21 protein-coding genes and 3 tRNA genes are annotated in these 22,159 nt (G+C 55.8%); 11 read left to right on the top strand and 13 right to left on the bottom strand.

Annotation, left to right across the window (positions count from 1 at the left end; translation table 11 throughout):
- Window positions 1-123: 123 nt before the first annotated feature.
- Complete coding sequence (deoR, locus tag ACFQW4_RS15230) at window positions 124-894, top strand: DNA-binding transcriptional repressor DeoR (protein WP_101762370.1); 771 nt, start codon at window positions 124-126, stop codon at window positions 892-894.
- A 232-nt stretch (window positions 895-1,126) separates the two neighbouring features.
- A complete protein-coding gene (gene ettA / locus ACFQW4_RS15225) occupies window positions 1,127-2,794 on the top strand; it encodes an energy-dependent translational throttle protein EttA (protein WP_097095007.1) in 1,668 nt (555 codons plus the stop codon).
- Between the two features lie 50 nt (window positions 2,795-2,844).
- Here the strand turns inward: ettA and nadR are convergent, their stop codons facing one another.
- From nadR to serB, 3 genes are all read right to left on the bottom strand, one after another.
- A complete protein-coding gene (nadR, locus tag ACFQW4_RS15220) occupies window positions 2,845-4,071 on the bottom strand; it encodes a multifunctional transcriptional regulator/nicotinamide-nucleotide adenylyltransferase/ribosylnicotinamide kinase NadR (RefSeq protein ID WP_110867484.1) in 1,227 nt (408 codons plus the stop codon).
- Window positions 4,072-4,176: 105 nt separating this feature from the next.
- Window positions 4,177-5,562: a DNA repair protein RadA gene (gene radA / locus ACFQW4_RS15215; protein ID WP_007886867.1), complete on the bottom strand. Its 1,386-nt coding sequence runs from the start codon at window positions 5,560-5,562 to the stop codon at window positions 4,177-4,179.
- Window positions 5,563-5,575: 13 nt separating this feature from the next.
- Entirely contained in the window at window positions 5,576-6,553 is a 978-nt protein-coding gene (gene serB / locus ACFQW4_RS15210; protein WP_101762181.1) for a phosphoserine phosphatase, read from the bottom strand.
- 107 nt (window positions 6,554-6,660) lie between these two features.
- Here serB and ACFQW4_RS15205 point away from each other — a divergent pair, with 107 nt between their 5' ends.
- Window positions 6,661-7,341 (top strand): YtjB family periplasmic protein, encoded by a 681-nt coding sequence (locus tag ACFQW4_RS15205; RefSeq protein ID WP_101762182.1) that lies wholly within the window; start codon window positions 6,661-6,663, stop codon window positions 7,339-7,341.
- Here the strand turns inward: ACFQW4_RS15205 and yjjJ are convergent.
- From yjjJ to ACFQW4_RS15185, 4 genes are all read right to left on the bottom strand, one after another.
- Entirely contained in the window at window positions 7,338-8,660 is a 1,323-nt protein-coding gene (yjjJ, locus tag ACFQW4_RS15200; RefSeq protein WP_309836007.1) for a type II toxin-antitoxin system HipA family toxin YjjJ, read from the bottom strand. The two genes, ACFQW4_RS15205 and yjjJ, sit on opposite strands and share 4 nt — an antisense overlap.
- Before the next feature lie 121 nt (window positions 8,661-8,781).
- On the bottom strand, window positions 8,782-9,465 hold the full coding sequence (yjjG, locus tag ACFQW4_RS15195; RefSeq protein WP_137385112.1) for a pyrimidine 5'-nucleotidase: 684 nt from the start codon (window positions 9,463-9,465) through the stop codon (window positions 8,782-8,784).
- Window positions 9,466-9,473: 8 nt separating this feature from the next.
- Window positions 9,474-9,914: a ribosomal protein S18-alanine N-acetyltransferase gene (gene rimI / locus ACFQW4_RS15190; protein WP_101762185.1), complete on the bottom strand. Its 441-nt coding sequence runs from the start codon at window positions 9,912-9,914 to the stop codon at window positions 9,474-9,476.
- On the bottom strand, window positions 9,886-10,296 hold the full coding sequence (locus tag ACFQW4_RS15185; protein ID WP_101762186.1) for a DNA polymerase III subunit psi: 411 nt from the start codon (window positions 10,294-10,296) through the stop codon (window positions 9,886-9,888). The genes rimI and ACFQW4_RS15185 overlap by 29 nt, the downstream gene beginning before the upstream one ends.
- 106 nt (window positions 10,297-10,402) lie before the next feature.
- On the opposite strand from ACFQW4_RS15185, the gene rsmC reads away from it, so the two are divergent.
- From rsmC to ACFQW4_RS15165, 4 genes are all read left to right on the top strand, one after another.
- Window positions 10,403-11,434, top strand: coding sequence for a 16S rRNA (guanine(1207)-N(2))-methyltransferase RsmC (gene rsmC / locus ACFQW4_RS15180; protein ID WP_377726036.1), 1,032 nt, complete (start codon window positions 10,403-10,405; stop codon window positions 11,432-11,434).
- A 132-nt stretch (window positions 11,435-11,566) separates the two neighbouring features.
- Window positions 11,567-11,653 (top strand) — tRNA-Leu (locus ACFQW4_RS15175).
- Window positions 11,654-11,687: 34 nt separating this feature from the next.
- Window positions 11,688-11,774 (top strand) — tRNA-Leu (locus ACFQW4_RS15170).
- Window positions 11,775-11,803: 29 nt separating this feature from the next.
- Window positions 11,804-11,890, top strand: a tRNA-Leu gene (locus ACFQW4_RS15165).
- A 93-nt stretch (window positions 11,891-11,983) separates the two neighbouring features.
- On the opposite strand, the gene ACFQW4_RS15160 is transcribed toward ACFQW4_RS15165, so the two are convergent.
- Window positions 11,984-12,268 carry a DUF1435 domain-containing protein gene (locus tag ACFQW4_RS15160; protein ID WP_110867479.1) on the bottom strand — a complete coding sequence of 95 codons (285 nt, stop codon included), beginning with the start codon at window positions 12,266-12,268 and terminating at the stop codon, window positions 11,984-11,986.
- A gap of 227 nt (window positions 12,269-12,495) precedes the next feature.
- On the opposite strand from ACFQW4_RS15160, the gene ACFQW4_RS15155 reads away from it, so the two are divergent.
- The 3 genes from ACFQW4_RS15155 (at window position 12,496) to ACFQW4_RS15145 (ending at window position 15,111) form a co-directional block, all read left to right on the top strand.
- Entirely contained in the window at window positions 12,496-13,590 is a 1,095-nt protein-coding gene (locus ACFQW4_RS15155) for a diguanylate cyclase (protein WP_137385109.1), read from the top strand.
- Between the two features lie 166 nt (window positions 13,591-13,756).
- Window positions 13,757-14,551, top strand: a complete 795-nt coding sequence (fhuF, locus tag ACFQW4_RS15150; protein WP_377726034.1) for a siderophore-iron reductase FhuF — start codon at window positions 13,757-13,759, stop codon at window positions 14,549-14,551.
- Window positions 14,552-14,646: 95 nt separating this feature from the next.
- Entirely contained in the window at window positions 14,647-15,111 is a 465-nt protein-coding gene (locus tag ACFQW4_RS15145) for a YbaK/EbsC family protein (protein ID WP_008107722.1), read from the top strand.
- Here the strand turns inward: ACFQW4_RS15145 and ACFQW4_RS15140 are convergent.
- From ACFQW4_RS15140 to ACFQW4_RS15125, 4 genes are all read right to left on the bottom strand, one after another.
- Entirely contained in the window at window positions 15,108-16,328 is a 1,221-nt protein-coding gene (locus ACFQW4_RS15140; RefSeq protein WP_101762192.1) for an MFS transporter, read from the bottom strand. The genes ACFQW4_RS15145 and ACFQW4_RS15140 overlap by 4 nt on opposite strands.
- Window positions 16,329-16,569: 241 nt before the next feature.
- Window positions 16,570-17,547 (bottom strand): nucleoside hydrolase, encoded by a 978-nt coding sequence (locus tag ACFQW4_RS15135; protein WP_101762193.1) that lies wholly within the window; start codon window positions 17,545-17,547, stop codon window positions 16,570-16,572.
- Between the two features lie 12 nt (window positions 17,548-17,559).
- On the bottom strand, window positions 17,560-18,582 hold the full coding sequence (locus ACFQW4_RS15130; protein WP_101762194.1) for a LacI family DNA-binding transcriptional regulator: 1,023 nt from the start codon (window positions 18,580-18,582) through the stop codon (window positions 17,560-17,562).
- Between the two features lie 75 nt (window positions 18,583-18,657).
- The gene (locus ACFQW4_RS15125) at window positions 18,658-20,040 is read right to left on the bottom strand and encodes an MFS transporter (protein ID WP_377726030.1); all 1,383 of its coding nucleotides are present in this window, start codon (window positions 20,038-20,040) and stop codon (window positions 18,658-18,660) included.
- 584 nt (window positions 20,041-20,624) lie between these two features.
- On the opposite strand from ACFQW4_RS15125, the gene ACFQW4_RS15120 reads away from it, so the two are divergent.
- Window positions 20,625-21,179 carry a histidine phosphatase family protein gene (locus ACFQW4_RS15120; RefSeq protein ID WP_137385106.1) on the top strand — a complete coding sequence of 185 codons (555 nt, stop codon included), beginning with the start codon at window positions 20,625-20,627 and terminating at the stop codon, window positions 21,177-21,179.
- On the opposite strand, the gene ACFQW4_RS15115 is transcribed toward ACFQW4_RS15120, so the two are convergent.
- Window positions 21,176-22,129, bottom strand: a complete 954-nt coding sequence (locus tag ACFQW4_RS15115) for a YncE family protein (RefSeq protein ID WP_101762197.1) — start codon at window positions 22,127-22,129, stop codon at window positions 21,176-21,178. The two genes, ACFQW4_RS15120 and ACFQW4_RS15115, sit on opposite strands and share 4 nt — an antisense overlap.
- Window positions 22,130-22,159: the final 30 nt, after the last annotated feature.

Below are 22,159 nucleotides of genomic sequence, written 5' to 3'. Positions count from 1 at the left end.
TCATTACAGGTAAGATTGAAAACTGGCCTGCTGGATACGTCGCAAATCATTAAAATATGTGAGATTTATCGTGATTTTTGACCAGGCCACTTCGACTTCAGGATTAATTACGCAGAGATGATCATGGAAACCCGGCGCGACGAACGTATTCACAAGTTGGCTCAGGCGCTGAAACGCACCGATAAACTGCACCTGAAAGACGCGGCGCAGCTGCTCGGCGTGTCGGAAATGACCATCCGCCGCGATCTCACCGAACCGGCTTCAACCGTGGTGCTGCTGGGCGGCTATATCGTCAGCGATCCGAAAAGCCACGCCGGACACTATTTCATCTCCGATCAGCACGGTCAGAACGCCGCACGCAAACAGCGCCTGGCGCAGGCTGCTGCGGATCTGATCAGTGAAAATGACACGGTATTTTTTGATTGCGGCACCACGCTGCCGTACATCGTAGATGCGATTCCTGACACCTTGCCGTTCACCGCCATCTGCTGCGCGATGAACACTTTCCTGGCGTTGAAAGAGAAACCGGCCTGCAACGTGATCCTGAGCGGCGGTGAGTTCCACGCCGATAACGCGCTGTTCACGCCGATTGGCGCGCATTCGATCCTCGACGATCTCTGCCCGACGCTGGCCTTTATTTCGGCGGCAGGTATCGATCAGGAACAGGGCGCCACCTGCTACAACATTAACGAGCTGGCGATGAAGCACCACGCGATGCTGCGCGCACGTCAGCGCGTGCTGGTGGCGGACAGCAGTAAATTTGGCAAAGTGCTGCCCGCGCGTATCGGTGAATTGCGCCGTTTTGATTTGCTGGTCAGCGATAGCGCACCCGAACCGGCGCTGAAGAGCTGGCTGGCACAACAGAATATTCCGCTGCGATTGCCTAAAGCTTAGAATTCCTCTGTTTCTATTACCGGGAAACAAAACCAGACCCTAAATACTTCGTGTTGCAGGAAGGCGGCAAGTGGGTTCATCCCCAGGAGCATACATTAGTATGTGACTGGGGTGGACACACGCAGCCAACGCACCTGCAGCGCGAAGTATGACGGGTATGAATAAAGGGTGAAAACAGCTAAACTTCTGTACCTAAAGTTCATAACTCACAGACCAAAAGGCTCAATACAACGTGGCTCAATTCGTCTATAGCATGCATCGCGTCGGCAAGGTCGTTCCGCCGAAGCGTCACATCCTGAAGAATATTTCTCTTAGCTTCTTCCCTGGAGCAAAAATCGGTGTACTCGGCCTGAACGGCTCGGGTAAATCGACGCTGCTGCGCATCATGGCCGGTATCGATACCGATATCGAAGGGGAAGCACGCCCACAGCCGGGCATCAATGTGGGTTATCTGCCGCAGGAACCGCAGTTGAACCCGGAGCACACCGTGCGTGAATCCGTTGAAGAAGCGGTTTCAGAGGTGGTTGGCGCGCTGAAGCGCCTCGACGAAGTGTATGCGCTGTATGCCGATCCCGATGCGGATTTCGACAAGCTGGCCGCGGAACAGGGCCGTCTGGAAGAAGTGATCCAGGCGCACGATGGTCACAACCTCGATACCCAGCTGAACCGTGCCGCCGACGCGATGCGTCTGCCAGACTGGGATGCCAAAATCGCTACCCTTTCCGGTGGTGAGCGCCGCCGCGTGGCGCTGTGCCGTCTGCTGCTGGAAAAGCCAGACATGCTGCTGCTCGATGAACCGACCAACCACCTGGATGCCGAATCCGTGGCGTGGCTCGAGCGCTTCCTGCACGACTTTGAAGGCACCGTTGTGGCGATCACGCATGACCGTTACTTCCTGGATAACGTGGCTGGCTGGATTCTGGAACTGGACCGCGGTGAAGGTATTCCGTGGGAAGGTAACTACTCTTCCTGGCTGGAGCAAAAAGATCAGCGTCTGGCGCAGGAAGCTTCTTCTGAAGCGGCGCGTCGCAAATCTATCGAGAAAGAGCTGGAGTGGGTGCGTCAAGGCGCGAAAGGCCGTCAGTCGAAGGGCAAAGCCCGTCTGGCACGCTTTGAAGAGCTGAACAACACCGATTACCAGAAGCGTAACGAAACCAACGAACTCTTTATTCCACCTGGCGCACGCCTCGGCGACAAAGTGCTGGAAGTGACCAACCTGAAGAAATCGTATGGCGATCGCGTGCTGATCGACGATCTGACCTTCTCTGTACCGAAAGGCGCAATTGTTGGCATCATCGGTCCGAACGGCGCGGGTAAATCTACGCTGTTCCGCATGATGTCAGGCCAGGAGCAACCGGATTCCGGCACCATCGAGCTGGGCGAAACCGTCAAGCTGGCGTCGGTTGATCAGTTCCGTGACGCAATGGACAATTCCAAAACCGTGTTTGAAGAAGTGTCTGGCGGTCAGGACATTATGCGCGTTGGCAACACTGAGATGCCAAGCCGTGCTTACGTCGGTCGCTTCAACTTTAAAGGCACCGATCAGGGCAAACGCGTGGGCGAGTTGTCAGGTGGTGAGCGCGGTCGTCTGCACCTCGCCAAGCTGCTGCAAGTCGGCGGTAACCTGCTGCTGCTCGATGAACCAACCAACGACCTTGACATTGAAACCCTGCGCGCGCTGGAAAACGCCCTGCTGGAATTCCCGGGCTGTGCCATGGTGATCTCGCATGACCGTTGGTTCCTGGACCGTATCGCCACCCACATCATCGATTATCAGGATGAAGGCAAGGTGGAGTTCTTCGAAGGTAACTTTACCGAGTACGAAGAGTACAAGAAACGCACCCTCGGCGCCGATGCGCTCGAGCCGAAGCGTATCAAGTACAAGCGTATGGCGAAGTAAGTCTGTTGCTGTGAAAAAGGCGCCATTAGGCGCCTTTTTTTATGGCTGAATCAGCTGCCCAGCATCTGCTTTACTAACTCGACGCAACGTAGGAAGCGCGTGTCATAGTCATCTTCTTTAACGTGCACAAACTCAATATTGTTTTCACGCAGCATGGTGATCAGCATGGTTTGGAACTCGCGACGATCCATTGAGCTGCCGAGGCTGCGCAATCCATCCGCCACCCAGGGCACGTTGTTTTCCAGCAAAATCACCAGGTCGAAACGGTATTCATCAATCAACGCCTGCACAAACGGGTGCTCGCGACCTTCGTACTTGAGGCAAAACGCCTGCGTAGTGATGAAATCGGTATCGATAAAGGCGACTTTACTGGCGTACTTCACCGCGAAGTCGATGTACTGGGCCTGACCGAGCGCGATTTTGTCGTAGTCGGAATATTGCAGCGCCATCTCGTCGCCACCGAGGTGCGAGAAGACATAATCGCGGCCATATTCCCATGCGCTGGTGGTGTTGAAGATGTTCGCCAGCTTGTTCACCAGCGTTGATTTGCCGCTCGACTCGCCGCCCAGCACCGCCACGGTGCGCACGAAGAATGGCTTCACTTCGGTCGGGATGTATTCCCAGTAGCGGAACGGATCCTGACGAATCTGCCCGCCGCTGATGTTCATAAAGGATCGATTGGGATCGATCACCACCGCCGGAATGCCGAGGTGCTGCTCATACATCGCGGCATCCGGCTCTTCACTGGTGTAGATACAATTCGGCTCAATGCCCTGCTCAGCCAGAAAGGTTTTGACGCCGCCGCTCCACACATCCCAGCCGTGCGGATAAGGTTCAATGCCCTCTTCATCAAACGAATGGATGCGGATATTTTTCTGGTATTTGAAGGTTTGCAGCAACCAGCGTAGTCGATCGCTGATGGTCGGCTGCTGCGACATGGCGCTGTTTTCAAACAGTTCACGATCGCGCGGCTCGTCGTGGCCCATGATGATATGCAGCTCATCCACCTGACTGCAGGCGCGCTGGATTAAATATATGTGGCCGGTATGCAGCGGATAAAATTTCCCGAACACCACGCCAACGGTTTTATCGCGGCGCGGAAATTCCAGGCCAAGAAAACGGTGCAGCGCTTCCAGCTTCTGCGCGCTCGGGCTTTTAATTTTGGCGTTGAGCAGCTGGCTTAAGTAGCCTTTGGTCATTCCGCTGGCGTCGGCAACCTGCTGCAGCGTGTGGCCTTGCTGGCGAATGGCTGTTTTCAGGTAGTCAAACGATGACATTTAGTGCCTCCTGCGTGGAATAAAGGGCGGTGCGGCCTTTAAGACGGTGCGCATAAATGCGCACCCTACAAACGTAGGGTCGGCATTCATGCCGACCGGTAAAACTTACAACTCATCCAGAATCGCTAACGCATCCGCCAGCTTCTTTGCGCTGTACACCTTCATCCCTTCGACCGGTTTCTTCGGTGCATTACCGGCCGGGACGATGGCGCGCTTAAAGCCGTGTTTCGCCGCTTCGGAAATGCGCTCCTGGCCGCTCGGCACCGGGCGAATTTCGCCGGCAAGGCCCACTTCACCAAAGATCACCAGATCCTGCGGCAGCGGACGATCGCGGAAGCTCGATACCATCGCCATCAGCAGCGCCAAATCGACGCTGGTTTCGGTGACTTTTACGCCGCCGACCACGTTAACGAACACATCCTGATCCGCCATCTGCAAGCCGCCGTGGCGATGCAGCACCGCTAACAGGATTGCCAGGCGATTCTGCTCCAGACCCACCGCGACGCGGCGTGGGTTGCCCATCATCGAATGGTCCACCAGCGCCTGAATCTCGACCAGCAGCGGACGCGTACCTTCCCATAGCACCATCACCGAACTGCCCGAGGTGATCTCATCACCGCGTGACAGGAAGATGGCCGATGGATTGCTGACTTCGCGCATGCCTTGTTCGGTCATGGCGAATACGCCGAGCTCATTCACCGCGCCAAAGCGGTTTTTATGGCTGCGTAAGGTGCGGAAACGGGAATCGGCGTCGCCATCCAGCATCACCGAACAGTCGATACAGTGTTCCAGCACTTTCGGGCCGGCCAGCGAACCGTCTTTGGTGACGTGACCGACCATGATGATCGCCACGCCGCGCGTTTTGGCGAAGCGTGTCAGGTAGGCGGCCGTTTCACGCACCTGCGCTACGCTGCCCGGCGAGGATTGGATCTCCGCCATGTGCATTACCTGAATCGAGTCGATCACCATCAATTTCGGCTGCTCCTGCTCGGCGATCAGGCAGATCTGCTCGATGCTGGTTTCCGACAACATATTGAGGTTTTCGGTCGGTAATCCCAGACGATGGGCGCGCATCGCCACCTGTTGCAGTGACTCTTCGCCGGTGACATACAGGGTTTTCATCCCTTCTGCCAGCTTGCACATCACCTGCAGCAGCAGCGTCGATTTACCGGCACCCGGATTACCACCAATTAAGATGGCGCTGCCCGGCACCACGCCGCCGCCCAATACGCGATCGAACTCTTTGAAACTGGTTGAGAAACGCGGCAGGGCTTCGAGGCTGATCTCCGACAGCTTCTGCACGCGGCTAACGCCCGCGTTGCCGCCGGCATAACCGCTCAGGCGCTCATTACGCGCCGCCGCAGGCGAGGCGGCAATGCGCACCTCGGTGATGGTGTTCCACGCATGGCAGGCGCTGCATTGCCCCTGCCAGCGCGGATAATCAGCGCCGCATTCGTTACAAACGAAGGCGCGTTTTGCCGCTTTGGCCAAATCAAATCCTCAGTTAACGCTCTTCGTGAATCAGGCTGCCGGTCAGGATGCAGAACACACCCATCAGGTCAGCATGACGGATGATGATTTCCGTCTGCTCATTCACTTTAGGTTTAGCATGATAGGCGATACCCAGCGCCGCGGTTTTAATCATCGGCAGATCGTTGGCACCATCGCCAATCGCCACGGTTTGTTCCGGAGCAATTTCAAAGCGCTGTGCCAGATCGTTCAGGGTATCGGCTTTAAATTGGGCGTCGACAATTTGTCCCAGCACCTGGCCGGTTAACTTACCGTCGCGAATTTCCAGCTCGTTGGCCACCGCCGCGGCTAAATGCAGCGTCTGGCGCAAATAGTCGGCGTAGAAGGTAAAGCCGCCCGAGGCGATCGCCACCTGCCAGCCCAGCGCCTGCAGCTTCTGCACCAGCGTGGTTAAGCCTGGCATCAGCGGCAGCGCATCGCGCACTTGCATCAGGATATTGGCATCGGCGCCCGCCAGGGTGCCGACGCGCTCGCGCAGGCTGGCTTTGAAATCCAGCTCGCCGCGCATCGCGCGCTCGGTGACTTCCGCCACCTGCTCGCCGCAACCCGCCAGTTTGGCGATCTCATCGATGCACTCAATCTGGATCGCGGTGGAATCCATGTCCATCACCAGCAAACCTGGCGTTTTCAGATGCGGGATTTTGCCGAGCGGTGCCACATCAAAACCGGCTTCATGCGCCAGTTTGCTGGCGCGCGGCGTCAGCGAGCCTGCCAGACGTATCACCTGATACTCATCGACATTCCAGGCGCTGACGATCACCATCGCCGCCCCCAGCTTATGCTGATAATCGGTGAGTTTTTGTTTATCGAGCCCGCGCCCATACAGCAACCAGCCAGTCCGACCAGCACGGTAATCCAGCGGCATCACTTCATCACCGCTGAGGGAAAGGGGTAAACCCGGCCAAAGTGAAACATCGGCGGGCAGATCGCACCAGGTAAGACGATTTGGCATTACAGCTCCTGTAGGGACAACAAAACCACGCAAGAGGCTACCTTGTCTGCGCGGGTTCTGGCAACATAATTGCCAGCCTTTCTGCTGTTACATCACACGGGTTTCTGATGGTTAAAACCGCACTGAAATTTCGCCTGCATCGCACGGTGATTGTTCTTATCTCGCTGGCTCTGTTAGTGGTTCTGATGCAAGGCGCATCCTGGTTTAGCCTCGGCCATCAAATGGCTCGCTCTGAACAAGTGGAAGAACTGGCGCGCACGTTGACCAAACAGGTGGCGTTTAGCCTTAAACCGTTGATGGATAACAGCGACGATAACCGCACGCAGATTGCCGCCATCCTCAATCAGATGACCGACAACAGCCGCATTCTTGATGCTTCCGTCTACGCCGATGATGGCAGCCTGGTGGCGCACAGCGGCGAAAGCATTAATGTGCGTGATCGGCTGTCGCTGGATGGCAAACGCGCTGGTAGCTACTTCAACCATCAAATTGTGCAGCCGCTGGAAGGCAAAGATGGCCCGCAAGGTTTCCTGCGCGTCACGCTGGATACTCACGTGCTGGTGACGGAATCACGTCAGGTGGATAACACCACCAACATCCTGCGCCTGATGATGTTACTGGCGCTGGCCATCGGCATTATCCTGACGCGCACCCTGCTGCGCGACCGTCGCACCCGCTGGCAGCAATCGCCGTTCCTGCTAACGGCGAGCCGCACGGTGAAAGAGGATAAAGAGAAAGAGCAAGAAGAGGCGGCGGCGGCAACCACAGAGACTGAAAAAGAGCGTTAAGCCATTTTATGCATTGTTACTTCCATCGCTTCCAGTTGCTGTAATGCCTGCCCGGCAATGCTGCGGAAGTTCGCGCTAAACTCAGCATCCTCTGCAATCGCCTGCCAGTAGATTTTCGCCATAGCGCTGGCAGCGCGCCACACGGCGCCTGGCAGCGCGAAATCCAGCGTCAGTTTGACTTCATCGCGCATGTGCCCCTGAGAATTGGGCGCCAGCGCCATCGGCAGCATGTCGTAAGCCGGTGTCAGGCTGAAACGTTCTTCATCAGTAAAGAAAGACAGATTGCCCGCGTGCATGTCGCTATTGGCAATCAGTCGTCCAAACGCCCACTGCAAAGTCCCGCGTTCAACCGCTACCGCATCAACACGTTGCTGACGCTGCAACTCACGCAGCGCATCCGGCCAGTGTTGTTGATGGCCGATAAACTCTGCGCTTACCGCTTCTAATGAACTCATGCAGCGTCGACCCCGTTGATGAATGCGATCAAAACGCTGCACTTCGAGGAACAATTGTCCTTCACTATCAATCAGCTGGCTATGTGCGGCAGGCAATCCCGCCGCCAGTAAATGTTGCAACGCCAGATGCTCCGCGCGTAACAAATCACGCCAGCGCTCAGCATTATCACTTTGACGGGCGACGGTAAATTTCACCAGACAATGACGATCGCCATTCGCCGTTGCGGCATAGCACAGGAATTTCGGTTGTTCGCCGCCAGCCGATGAGCCCGGTTCATCGCCGCTCAGCGCCTGTTGTGCCATCAGCGGATAACGCGCGATTTTTTGCGCCTCGCTGATGGCTTGCGGTGCGGGCTGTTGCAGCCAACGCTGGTATGTCATGTCGCCAACAATAAAAGCGCCCGGCATATCGATGCCGCCGCTTGCCAGCGCCATCAGGCACTGCTCATCACTCCAGAGACGAATATCATCCGTCAGCCCGAGCTGTGGCGCGTATTCACGGCCCCATTGTCGGCCCAGAAAACCTTGCGGACGCATCTCCTGCAGGAACCACGGTAAGCCGTCATAAAAGCGGCCTTGATCGTGCTGGTCCAGATGCAGACAACTGCCCTGCGGCCAGGTTGGCAAAAGGATGCCAGCGGGCGATGCCTGACCTTCAGCAGAAATACGATACAGCGGGAAGCGGCTTTCACCCCGGATGGGCCGCAGCAACGCATAACGCGTCGCGCGCGCTTTGCCCCATTTGATAATCTGCGGCTGCTGACGCAGTTGGCGTGAAAGCGTGGCCTGGCTGATATGCAATCGAGCCAGCAGATCCGCCGCGCTAAGCGGTCCTTCCAGCAGCAAACTTTGTAGCTCAGCCATTGCCGCCACCTTGTCTGATGAATAGATTAATGAATAGATTCATGCATAGATAATAACATAAAAAAAGCCCGCACAGCGGGCTTCTCAGCATCATCACGATGGTAACGATGAATAGATACTTTTAACCTTCAGTCAGAATCGCTTCTAGCTCGGCCAGCGTTTTCACCTGCCAGGTTGGCGTGATGTGATCGGGTAACGGACGCGTACCGTGATCGATCCAGCAGGTCTTCAGGCCGGCATTCATGCCGCCGAGAATATCTGATTCTGGCGTATCGCCGACCATCAGCACGCGGCTGCGATCCGGGTTGCCCAGCAAGGCCAGCGTGTGATCAAAAATCGCCACGTCAGGTTTCGGTACGCCAACTTCTTCAGAAATCACCAGCGCATCAAACACATCGAGGAATCCGGTACGCTCAAGTCGCGCCTGCTGTAACGCAGTAAAACCGTTAGTGATGATGGCGATTTTCACTTTGCCTTTCAGCGTTGATAACAGGTGGGCTGCGCCTTCCAGCGGCAGGCAGATATCGGCCATTGCGCTGAGGAAATCGCTGTTGAGTACTTCGGGTGCGACGCTCAGCTTTTCGCCCCACAAGGTGAAGCGGCGCGTTTGCAGCTGCAGTGCGGAAATGGTGCCGTTCTGGTAATCGACCCACAGCGGCTTGTTGATCGCCTGATAATCGGTGTAATCCTGCGCAGAAAATTGCACGTCATAGCGGGCAAACATGCGCTGCAAACCAGCGTAAGCATCGAAATGGAAAAGCGTTTCGTCTGCATCAAACAGGATGCAGTCCCAATCGTTTAGCATGGTGCTCCTTAAAGCGTTAGCGCCATAATGATGGCATCTTCTCGTCCGCTGGCAGTGGGATAATAGTTGGGGCGTACGCTCACCTGATGGAAATCCAGCTGCTCATACAACGCAATCGCCGGCATATTTGAGGCGCGCACTTCCAGCCATAGCGTCATCACGTCGCGCTGCTCGAGCTCAGCAATCAGATGCTGCAACAGCTGGCGCGCCAGGCCGCGGCGCTGGAAGTCGGGATCCACCGCAATATTGAAAAGCGACGCTTCATCCAGCACCACTTGGGTGATGGCGAATCCGGCCAGCTTACCTTCAACTTCAATGCGGATATTAACGAAACGTTCGCCTTGATTGCTGCTAAACGTCTGCTCGCTCCACGGAAAAGCATGTGCGCGGCGCTCAATCGCCAGCAGCTGCGGCTGGTCTTCAGGGGTGACTAAAGAGATGGCTGTCATGGTTACACATCTGTTGCCACAGGGCGCGTTTTGCTGCGCCGCTGCTGATCAGTTCATTGAAAACGGCGGTGTTGAAGGTAATGCCGTTAAAGGGATGTTCGCTCTCAACGCCCAGCAGCCAACCGGCGCAATCGACCTGCTCCGGCAGCATTTGCAGCTGGTCTGGCGTTAACGCCATGACCTGCGCGGGTTGAATGTTCAGCGCGCGCAGCACGTCGCGAATCAGCGGTTCTTGTAGCGTGGGTGCCTGTTCGGCCACCAAAACCAAACGCGTGTCGGGCAAAAGCGTGACGGCAATTTCCCCTTGCAGCACGCGCGGACGCCGCAGCTGATACTGCGTAATCCCCATTTGCTGTAGAAGCCAGTCGCGCCTTGTGCTCATGCTATTACCCGTTATGCTGCCAGAATGCGACGCTATGCTAGCAAACCCATCGAACATGCGCCAACAAAGCACTATAATCGCGGCTCTGATTTAACAGGAGCGTTCCATGTCTGCTTTTACCCCGGCCAGCGAAGTGATTCTGCGCCACAGTGATGAATTTACCGCCCGCAACGTTTTGTTTGCTGGCGACCTGCAGGATGACCTGCCCGCCCAGCTAGAAACCGCGTCGAGCCGCGTGCATACCCAGCAATATCATCACTGGCAGAATCTAAGCCATCGCCTTGGCGAACGTGCGGTTTACAGCATGGTTGCAACCGCTGCCGATGTTGAAGGCTGCGATACGCTGGTTTATTACTGGTCGAAGAACAAACCCGAAGCGCAGTACCAGCTGCAAAACCTGCTCTCTTTGCTGCCGGTAGGCTGCGATATCTTCGTGGTGGGTGAAAACCGCAGCGGCGTGCGCAGCGCCGAAGGCATGCTGGAAGCGTGGGCGACGCTGGAGAAAGTTGATAGCGCGCGTCGTTGTGGCCTGTATCACGGTCGTCTCGATAAGCAGCCAACCTTTGATGCCAGCAGCTACGGCCATACTTATCAGCTCGAGGATCTCACCATCCATACCTTGCCGGGCGTGTTCAGCCGTGATGGTCTGGATATCGGCAGCGATCTGCTGCTCTCCACGCTGACGCCGCATTTCCGTGGCAAAGTGCTGGATATCGGTTGTGGTAGCGGTGTGCTGGCAACTGTGATGGCGAAAGTGTCGCCGCGCGTGCGTCTGTGGCTGTGTGATGTGCATGCTGCTGCGATTGAAGCGAGTAAAGCCACGCTGGCCGCCAATGAACTGGAAGGTGAAGTGTTTGCCAGTAACGTGTTCTCTGACGTTACCGGCCGTTTCGACATGATCATCTCTAACCCGCCGTTCCACGATGGCCTGCAAACCAGCCCTGAAGCGGCTAACACGCTGATTCGCGGTGCGCTTAAGCATCTGAACAGCGGCGGCGAACTGCGTATCGTGGCTAACGCCTTCCTGCCATATCCACAAATTCTGGATGAAACCTTTGGCAATCACGAAGTGCTGGCGCAAACCGGACGCTTCAAAGTCTATCGCGCCGTATATGGTCGCGGTGCCAAAACGCGTTAACAGCAGCGCGGCGGCAGAAACGTTGCTTTTTACAGCGATCGTTTTGCCGTCGCGAAATATGTGTTGACGCAATGAGTAAAATCTCTAAAATGCGCCTCCGTGGTTAGCAATACTTTAGGGTGTTGTTAGTTTGCGATGGTGGCGGAATTGGTAGACGCGCTAGCTTCAGGTGTTAGTGTCCTTACGGACGTGAGGGTTCAAGTCCCTCCCTTCGCACCAAACTAAAATCACACAGTTTATATCTGCGCACTGAGCGATGGTGGCGGAATTGGTAGACGCGCTAGCTTCAGGTGTTAGTGTTCTTACGGACGTGAGGGTTCAAGTCCCTCCCTTCGCACCAATGCGACGATATAAACAGACAACTAAGATGCGATGGTGGCGGAATTGGTAGACGCGCTAGCTTCAGGTGTTAGTGTTCTTACGGACGTGAGGGTTCAAGTCCCTCCCTTCGCACCAACAGTTGTCACTCCTTTCGAGCCGTAAATCCCCCGAAAGATTTTTCAACGAACTTCACGCTCTCAGCGTGATGTGGTCGTTTCTGCGATTTGATCAGATAACGTGGAAATTGACCGACACCGCCGCTAAGCCGCCCGCCAATGCCAGACAAGATGGCAGCAACAGATAGTGACGCAGGCGATGGTGAAACAGCATCACCACGGTCAGCAGCAGTGCCACAATCATCACCACTCGCCATTGACTGAAACTCGGTTCCCATAACGCAAAAATCGGCATCGCCGCGCAGGGTAATAACACGCCCCAACCGCTATCCAGACGTTTACCCATTACCCAGCTCACGCCCCATAGTCCGCAGGCGGCTATTATCGCCATGATCATCGCGCAACCCTCAAATGATAAATATTCGCATTATCATATGACAATATTTCTCATCTTGCAGCGAATTTTTGTCGCAAGCCATGCCGGATGACAGAATTACTGGAAAATGCTAAATTGCCGCCGATAACAATATCGCTAACACAACAATAACGTGCTCTCTATCCGGGTAGGTAAACTATTACTTGCGGGTAGCGCTTTGATATATCAGGGCTGTCACGAGAATAATAATGAAATTACAATCTTATGATGAGTTGAAACAGAGTAAATATCGGCTGTCGCTGATGCTATTTCTGTTTCTTAATGTCGCCGTTTCGCTTTTTTGCCTGCTGCCGATTTTAGGCAGCGATAGCCCAATACGCTCGCTGCCGGTGGACGTTGTAGCGGGCTTCAGCTCCACGCTGCTGGTTATTTGCTTAATGGCGTCAAAACAAAAATTACCGCTATTAAATCCTGTGGCTTTTATTTTGGGTGCGCTGTGGGCGTGGCATATTAACCACAGATATCATCTGGTTTACTATTTTGATGGCAGCTTTTTAATTATCAGCCTGTTAAGCGTGTTCTTTATCAGTGCCATTGCGCTGAGTGATTATTTGATTGCATTCTGTTTACACATCACGCCGCCGGTATTAACCGTGCTGTTATTGGATGATGGTCAGCATTTAATGATGATCTTATTCACCATTACGCTGCCATTAATCGGCTTTTCACTGCACCATTTAATGCGTCGTCGCTTTGATACCTTCACCCGTCGGCTGGTGAGCCAGTTGTATGAGGAAAAAGAGAGCTTCAGCGATTTGAGCATGCTCGATCCGCTTACCGGCTTGTACAACCGCCGTGGATTGAAGAATCGCCTTGATACCATTCTGGAAAACCACGCCGGCAGCCACTTTGTGCTGCTGCTGGATATCGACCACTTCAAAGCCTACAACGACAATTACGGCCATGCGATGGGCGATCAGGCGCTGGCGCGCGTGTCCGTGGCGATCCGCGACGCGGTGCGTTCGCGCGATGTGGTCACACGCTACGGTGGCGAAGAGTTTCTGGTGCTGATGACCAATGTGAATGCCTCAATCGCAATGAAACTGGCTGAACGCATTCGTCAGTACGTGGTGGATTTAGAAATTCCGCACCGCTTCAATGAGAAAGTCTCGACGCACGTCACCATCAGCGCTGGTATCGCGCCTATCTTTGCTGACGATTTCGACCAGGCGGTCGCCAATGCTGACCGCGCGCTGTATGTGGCGAAAAATCAGGGACGTAACACTATTCTGGCGTGGGAAGATTTGCCGAAATTGACGCAGGCGAGTAATGAACTGATATAAGGCCTCGTCATTACCAAACGCACACCTCGTCGCGGCGCAATTTATTGCGCGATAAAACGTGCCGCGACGAAATGTGCGTTAACAGACGCATGTGCAGAAATGTTGTTCAAAATGCTGGGAACGATTATCATTTGTCTCTCGATTCCCGTTATCACTCAGGACCGGCATGGCCATCATCACGCGTCAGGATCATCGCTTCAGCGAGCATTCACTGATCTTTATGCAGAGCGATCGCAGTTTAGCGAGCGCACTGGAAGATCTGATGCGCGATCAACGCAGCTACATGCTGGATAACCTCAAGCTTGGCCAGCCGGCACCCGCCGGGACGTTAACCCTGGCCGAGTGGTCTAATCCGCTTCACTATCGCCGCCTGACGCAGCGCTACAGCGACTATCTCTATCGCGATCATCCTGATGTGCAGCAGGAAGCTAAGCCGCTGCAATCGCTGTGGGCGCAGTGGTATTTTGGCCTGCTGCTGCCACCGCTGATGATGGCGTTATTGCAGGAACCGCGTGCGCTGAACTGCTCGCCGCATCTGATTCACGTTGAGTTCCACGAAAACGGCCATCCGTGCGCTTTCTGGCTGGATGTGCAGGAAGATGAGGATGCGCGCTACCTCAATGCCCAGCAGCGTATCGATCGCCTGATTCAGCAATGCCTGATTCCGGCGGTTAACGGCATGACGCAGCACGGTGATATCAATGCGAAGCTTATCTGGAACAACATGGGCTTTTCGTTTTACTGGTTCCTTGGCGAGTTGAAAAACCAGTTGCCAGAAGAGACGATTTTGCAGCTGGAACAGGCGCTATTTTTTAGCAAATCCCTGCTCGATGGCAGCGATAATCCGCTGTATCGCACCATGATCCCGCGTAATGGCGAAATGGAACGACGCAGCTGCTGCCAGCGCTATCGTATCCCCGATGTAGAACGTTGCGGTAACTGCACGTTAAAAGCGGTGTAGCCCCCGCGCATTCTGTTACAGATTCTCCTTTTCTCCCGTTTACACTTTTCCAGGCTTGTGGCATTTTTTCGGCTCTGTTTTTACCGGAGATAACAATGAGCCTGGAGTCGGTACGGCACTTCTTTGCCGAACATGCACCGGATATCGACATCATCGAGATGCCGGAAAGCACCGCCACCGTTGAGCTGGCCGCACGCGTTCATGGCGTTCAGCCTGGGCAAATCGCCAAAACCCTGTCGCTGAAAGTGAAAGATGCCATCGTGCTGATCGTTACGCGCGGCGATGCGCGTCTCGACAACCGCAAGCTGAAAGCTGCGCTCGGCGCCAAGGCACGCATGTTAAGCGTGGATGAGGTGGTGAACTGGACCGGACATCCGGTCGGCGGCGTTTGCCCGTTCGGGCTGGAAAATCCGCTTACCGTCTATTGCGATGTGTCGCTGCGCAGCTTTGATGAAGTGCTGCCCGCAGCCGGATCGATTCATAGCGCGGTGCGCATTTCGCCGCAGCGCATGGCGGAACTCACCGCGGCGAAATGGGTTGACGTCTGCGAGGCGCTTTAAGACGACTCGCGCGCGGCGGCACCGGAGATTTCGATGCCGCGCGTCTCGCGACCAAAGGCCACTAATACGCAAATCAGCACCGCCACCGTTCCGGCGACAATCGCCATGCCCAAACCATAATTGCCGCCGTGCGCCTCGGCGATACGCGACTGCAGCGTCGCATTCACGGAGGCGATCAAATTCCCCAGCTGATAGACAAAGCCCGGCAGCACCGCGCGCGCATTGGCGGGCACCAGTTCGGTAAGATAGGTCGGCACCACGCCCCACGCGCCCTGCACCATAAACTGCATCAGGAACGCGCCGATACCGATCATCCATGAACCGCTGGAGAAGGCCCACAGCGGCAACACCGGCAGCGCGAGGAATGACGCCAGAATAATCGCGCGCTTACGGCCAATGCGCTCGGAGAGTGCACCAAAGGTAATGCCGCCCAGCATCGCCGCGATGTTGTAGCTGATGGCAATGATGCTGACGGTGTGCGGATCAAACTGATGCTGCACTTTCAGGAAGGTGGGATAGAGATCCTGCGTACCGTGGCTGAAGAAGTTAAAGCAGGCCATCAGCAGCACCATATAGATACAGATTTTCCAGTGCTGGCGGATAATCGGCAGCAGCGCATTGCTCTCTTTCCGCTCGCGCGCCGCCAGCCACACCGGCGATTCCGGCACTTTGAAGTAGATAAACGGCAGCAGCAGAATCGGCAACGCGCCAATCAGGAACATGCCGCGCCAGCCGACCGTTTCGAAGAACAAACCAAAAATCACCGACGCCAGCAGATAGCCGCACGGATAACCTGCCTGGAAGATGCCGGACATCAAGCCGCGCGAGCGATCCGGAATAGTTTCCAGCGCCAGCGACGACGCCACGCCCCAAATCCCCCCCATCGCCACGCCGTAAATCACGCGGAAACCGAGGAACGCCGTGAAGGTGGGCGACCACGCCGACAGAAGCTCAAACGCCGAGAACATCACGATATTGAGCATCAAAATCGGTCGGCGGCCGTACTTCTCCGCCAGCCGACCAAACAATAGCGCGCCGATCGGACGCACGGCGAGCGTGAGCATGATGGCAAGAGAAACATCGGAGACGCTGGTATGGAAATATTGGGCAAGATCGCTGAGGACAAACACTAAGATGAAGAAGTCGAACGCATCCAGCGTCCAGCTCGCGAAACTGGCAAAAGCCACGTTGCGCTGGGTCGCAGTCCAGTTGAACATGTTGGTATCCTGTCTGATGAGCTTCCGGTTCGTTGGCCGGATTTATAGTAGAAGTTACCGCGCAAATAATTTCACGGGTTACTAATTTGTTAACTATTTGTATATAGCATGTCAGAAAGGCGGGCTGTGGTAGGAATTGTCAGCGAGTGATGCGCGGTGTAAAAAAACGTGTCATTGATGGAGGTAATATCCTGTAGCGGCGCGTTTTATCGCGCCGTTACGGCAGGTGCAGTCAACGGTTTTATAACTGATTAAATGCCTTTTCGATCATCTCAAGCAGCAGCGCATTATTAACGGTTTGAATCACATGCACCAAGGCGCCGGTCTGCGGTGGCACGCCAATATCCAGCCGCAGCGGCGTGCGATAACGCCAGCTTTTGCCGCGCGTGGCGCCAGGCCGCAGCTCAATATCCACATGATAATCCACGCCGTCGGCGACACGCTGATTCAGCAGCCACGCCACCACCAGCGCGTCGTGTATCCAGCAACCTGGCAGATGACGGGTGCGGATCGAATAATCGATCCACGGCCGCAACGTCTCGCGCACAAACTGCGGCAACGGATGATCGTTAGCGGTCAGCCGCGTGAGATCCTGCTGCGTCATCAGGGTTTGCGTGGTGGCGTCCATCGGTACCAGCGTGATGGCAGCACCGCTGTGCAGCACCTGATGCGCGGCTTCCGGATCGAGGCCAAAATTGGTGTCTTTGATGTAATCATCCAGCGCGAACACGCCGCCCATAATCACAATCTCTGCCACCGATTCAGCCATCTCTGGATAACGCTGCAGTGCCAGCGCCACGTTGGTCAACGGGCCAATGGCTACCAGCGTAAACTCGCCGGGATTGTCACAAATCAGTTGGCCCATTACGCCAGCCGCATCATGTCCATCCGCCGGAATACGCTGCGGTTGACGAACGCCGCGCCACAGTTCACCGAGCTTTTCATCAGCAACGTTATCAAGACGCGCACGCCACGGCGCAGGATCTTCACGCAGCGCCTGCAGCGCGCCCTGCACCACCGGAATGTTGCGTCCCAGCCGCTGCAGCAGATCTTTCGCGACCTGCGCCCCCACCGCGCTCGGCGTGTTGCCGGTCACAGTGGTAATCAGTTCCAGCGACAGTGACTTTGAGGCCAATGCTAACGCCAGCGCGAGGCCATCGTCGGTGTTGGCACCCGCTATACCGTTTCCCGGATCACAATCAATAATCAATCTTTTCATAGTGTTATAATTTTATTCTTGTTGAGTAAGCTGGCAGCCACAGGACTCACCGATTTCTAAATGGTGAGGAAATTCCGCCAGCTTCGCGTCGCCATCCCAATTTTTGAGCATAGCAATCGCACTGCGCGCCATATCGCGCAGCGGCTGACGTACGGTGGTGAGCGTCGGCACATGAAACGCCGACTGATCGGTACCGTTAAAACACACCAGCGCGACATCCTGCGGCACGCGCAGTCCATGCTCCGACAGCGCACGAATGCAGCCAATCGCCTGGCCTTCATTACTGGTAAACAGCGCGCGCGGCACACGACCGCTGGCCACCATGCGCTGCGCGGCGTCGTAACCGCCCTGCCGCGTGTAGCTGGCAGGGAAAATCATTGCCTCATCTGCCAGCAACCCTTTCTGCGCCAGCGCATCGCGCCAGCCGTGAATACGGTCCTGCGCGTTAAGCATGTCCAGTGGACCGCTGATCATGCCCACCTGCTGATAACCGTGGCTGAGCAGATGCGCGGTCACCTGGCACGCCGCTTCGCGCTCATTGACGCGCAGCATGCCAACGCCTGGACGCGGCTCAATGCGATCCAGCATCACCAGCGGCGTACCGCTGGCCTGAATCACATCGATGTAGGGATGGCGATCGACGCTGTTGTAAAACAGGCCATCAACCTGACGATTTAACAGGCCCTGAATAATCTCCAGCTCGCGTTTGCGATCGTCGCCGGCATCCCCCAACAGCATGACGTGGCCGTGATTCATCGACTCCTGCAACAGCATGTGCGCCATCGAGGCAACAAAGGGATTGCCGATGTTTGGCACCACTAAACCAAAGGTTTTAGTGCTGCCCGAAGCCAGCGCGCGCGCCACCGCGTTGGGGCGATAGCCGGTCTGTTTGATCGCCTCCAGCACGCGCTGACGCGTGGCTTCTGCCACCGGACGCGGGCCGTTATTGATCACGTAACTGACCACCGCCACCGAGGTGCCGGCGATTTTTGCCACGTCCGTGCGCGTTACGTTTCCGGTTGGAGATTTCGCCATTCCTTTGCCCCTGCGTAAATGCCATTGGCCGGAATATCCGGCCAATGGGGGTTGTGATTTACGCGATCCTGCTGGTCAGATGGCATCTTCCGGCAGATTGAGATCGCGTCCGCGCGTTTCCGGCGCCACGAAAGTGGTGAGAAAACCGATGCTGGCCATCGCCGTGAAGTAAACCGCGATCGGCCACCAGTGTCCGGTAAACGACAGCAGCGCCGCCGCCACTAATGGTGCGGTGCCTCCTGAAAGGATAGACCCCAGCTCTTTCGCTACCGCCATCTTGGTATAACGACGCTTCACGCCAAACATCTCGACGCCCCACGCTGCCTGCACGCCGAAAATACCCAGCGATGCCAGCGCCATGCCGACCACAATCACCGCGATTACAATCGTCGGGTCGCGGCTGTCCATCAGGCTAAAGGCGGGCCAGGCGTAGAACATCAGCAATAAGCAGAAGCAACGATAGGTTATACGGCGACCGAAGCGATCCGACAGCCAACCGGCAAACGGAATAATCACGAAGCCAAGTAACGAGGCGATGAATACCGCGGTGGTGGGCACCGACTTATCGATCATTAGCACTTTGGCGACGTAACCGACGATAAAGCCCTGCGCCAGATAAGAGGGGCCGTTTTCGCCGATGCGTAAACCCACCATGGTCCAGAAGGCGCGGGTGCGACGCCAGAAACTGCGCGTATCAACTTCTGCTTTCACCTGCGCCAGCGTGGCGTTTCGTTCGGCCTGCAATTCCGCCTGTTGGCGTTCAAACACTGGCGTTTCTCGCAGATGACGACGAATCCACAACGCCACCACCGCAATCAGTACGCTGCTGAGGAACGGAATACGCCAGCCCCACGCCAGCAAGCTCTCTTTGTCCATCTGGATCACCGCCAGCCAAACCAGCGAGGCGATCAGCGTGCCGCTGTTTGAGCCCAGCGCAATCACCGACGAGACCAAACCGCGACGCTCAACCGGTGCGTATTCGCCCAGCATCACTGTGCCGCCGGACAACTCTGCGCCCGCCCCCAAACCCTGGGTAAAGCGCAGCAGCACCAGACACGCCGGTGCCCAAACGCCAACGCTGGCATAGGAGGGAATCAAACCGATTAATGTTGTGGAGGCGCCCATCAGAATGATGGTCGAGATCATCACTGTTTTGCGGCCTTTACGATCGCCGATCCAGCCGAACAGCAAGGCACCAATCGGGCGGGCAATAAAGCCAACCGACCAGGTGGCAAAACTCGAGAGCAAGGCGATAGTCGGCGTGGCTTCGGGGAAGAAGACATCACCAAAGATAATGCCGGCAGCGAGGCCATACAGCGCAAAATCCGCATATTCCATCGCGGTGCCGAGCCAGCACGAGAAGGTGGCGCGCCAGAAATCTTTGCGGCCGGATGATGTTTCAAGCCGCGCGTCGGCAGCTGAGGAGGATGTCAGTGAGCTTTGTTGCGAAACCGTCATAACCCAATCCCTGAATGAGGTAAAAACAGCAAACGCCCTTCCGTGGGTCAGTTCCCTTGCAACAAGCGGAACTCCCCGGTGGCGACGTTCAGTAGGCAAACCTGGATGAAAAATCAGTAATGAATTCCCTGGTGTTGGAATCCGCTTCTTCGCCTGTTCCCGCCGATGTAATTTTCATCGATCGCATTAGTAAGGCAAATGTAACTGGGTCATCTCAAGGCCAACTTCGTCTCTGGCACCGTGAGTTATCACTATGGGCATAGTCTATCTACGCGCGTAGATAAATCAAGCAAAAATAGTGACATTTATTAGATAAACTTCACTATAACTCATGAGCACAAGATAAAAGAGGCGTTAATTCATGACATTACATCTAATGCGCGTATGCAAGAAATGTCTGATTACAACGTAATTAACGATTATTGCTTACCATTTAACGGCGCATACTGCATCTTCATCGCGCTGGTTTTCGCACAGTTCAGTTAAGGTTTAATGACACACCCGCAATATTCTTAAATGCCGTTACCGGTGCGCGACTGACTCAACGTCTGCATTACACTGGAGAAAGATCACTCAGGAGCGCTATGACCATTATTCTTATGCGACACGGTAAACCCAATCATCCGGTCACGGGGCGCTTCACGGCTCGGGCGCTGGCCGACTGGTGTGAAGGTTACGATCAGGCTGATATTTGCGACTCCCCGCCGCCGCGCAGTCAGACTATTGCGCGCCTGGCGAGTGTGATCGCCACCAGCCCGCTGCCGCGCGCCCGCTCGTCGTTAACGCGGCTGGGCTTGCAGCCAAACGCGGTGGATGAGGTGTTCAGCGAAGTGGCGATACCGACGTTGCCGTTTGAACGCTTGCATCTGCCGCTCAACGTCTGGCTGGCGCTATTACGCTTGTTGTGGCTGTGCGGCTATGCCGGCCATGTCGAATCGGTGCAGCATGCGCGAGAACGTGCCCGTCTGGCGGCGGATAAACTGGTGGTGCTGTCGCAGCAAGGCACGGTGTTATTGGTTGGGCACGGCATCATGAATAAGCTGATTGCACGCGAGTTACGCAAGCGCGGCTGGCAAGCCGAAAAACATGCCAGCAGCCGCCACTGGAGCAGTGCGATTTATCATCGCCCGTTTATTTAAGGTTTGAGCTGAAAGTAACTCAGCACTTCACAACCGGTACCGGCCTGCGGCGTGGCAATCACTTTCATCTGCTGCAGATCAATCAGGCTGAGCGAACCGTCGCCCTCATTAGCAATCAGCAAGCTGTGATTATCCTCACTGAAGCAGCCATCCATCGGCTTGTTGCCAACATGAATATCGCCGAGCGGATTGAGCAGCTCGTCAAACAGCGTCACCACCGGCTCCTGATCGCCAATCGCCACCAGCCGCTCGCCGTTGGCACTGAAGCGCACCACCTGACACGGTTGCTGGTGGCCCGGCAACGTCAGGCGCTGGCGGATACGATGGCTTTGCCGATCCACCACATACAGCAGCGGCGCATCGGCGGCGCTCGCCACCAGATAAGGATGTTTCGGCGAGGCGGCGATGCCGGAAATCGGGCCGGGCATCAGAATATTGTCAATAATCCGCCCTTCCGCCTCACACAGATCCACCACGGTAATGCTGGCGTCCTCTTCATTCTCGGTGAACAACTTGCGACCGCTGGGCGACAAAGTGAGTCGGTGCGCATTGTGCGAAGGTAGCTGAATGGTTTTCTCCACGCGATCGCTAACGGGATCAATCACCGCCACCGCCGCGCTGTTTTCACAGCAGAGATAAACTTTACCGTCTCGTCCCAGCTGGCCGCTGTGCGGTGCTTTTAACGGCGACAGATCGATAAAACCGCTGATCTGCCGCAGGCGCAGATCGATGATCGCCACTTTGTGGCCGGGATGCGGATTGTCGCCGTGAATGCCGTCGCCGTAGATCGGCACGTAAGCTTTCTCCAGCTGCGGCAGCATCAGAAGCTCGTGTGGACGCGGCGGAAAGGCATTTAACTCTTGTTCAACGGCAAAGGTTTCGGGATTGAGAAACAGCACGCGATTGCCCTGCTTATCGACCGCCAGTAATCCACGGTTGTGTCGCTGCATAGTGTCTCCTTTTGTTCGTCACCTCCTTTA

This window comes from Pantoea sp. GCM10028869, from assembly GCF_042666835.1.
Lineage (GTDB): Bacteria > Pseudomonadota > Gammaproteobacteria > Enterobacterales > Enterobacteriaceae > Pantoea > Pantoea leporis.
This window is presented reverse-complemented; position numbering and strand designations above follow the sequence as displayed.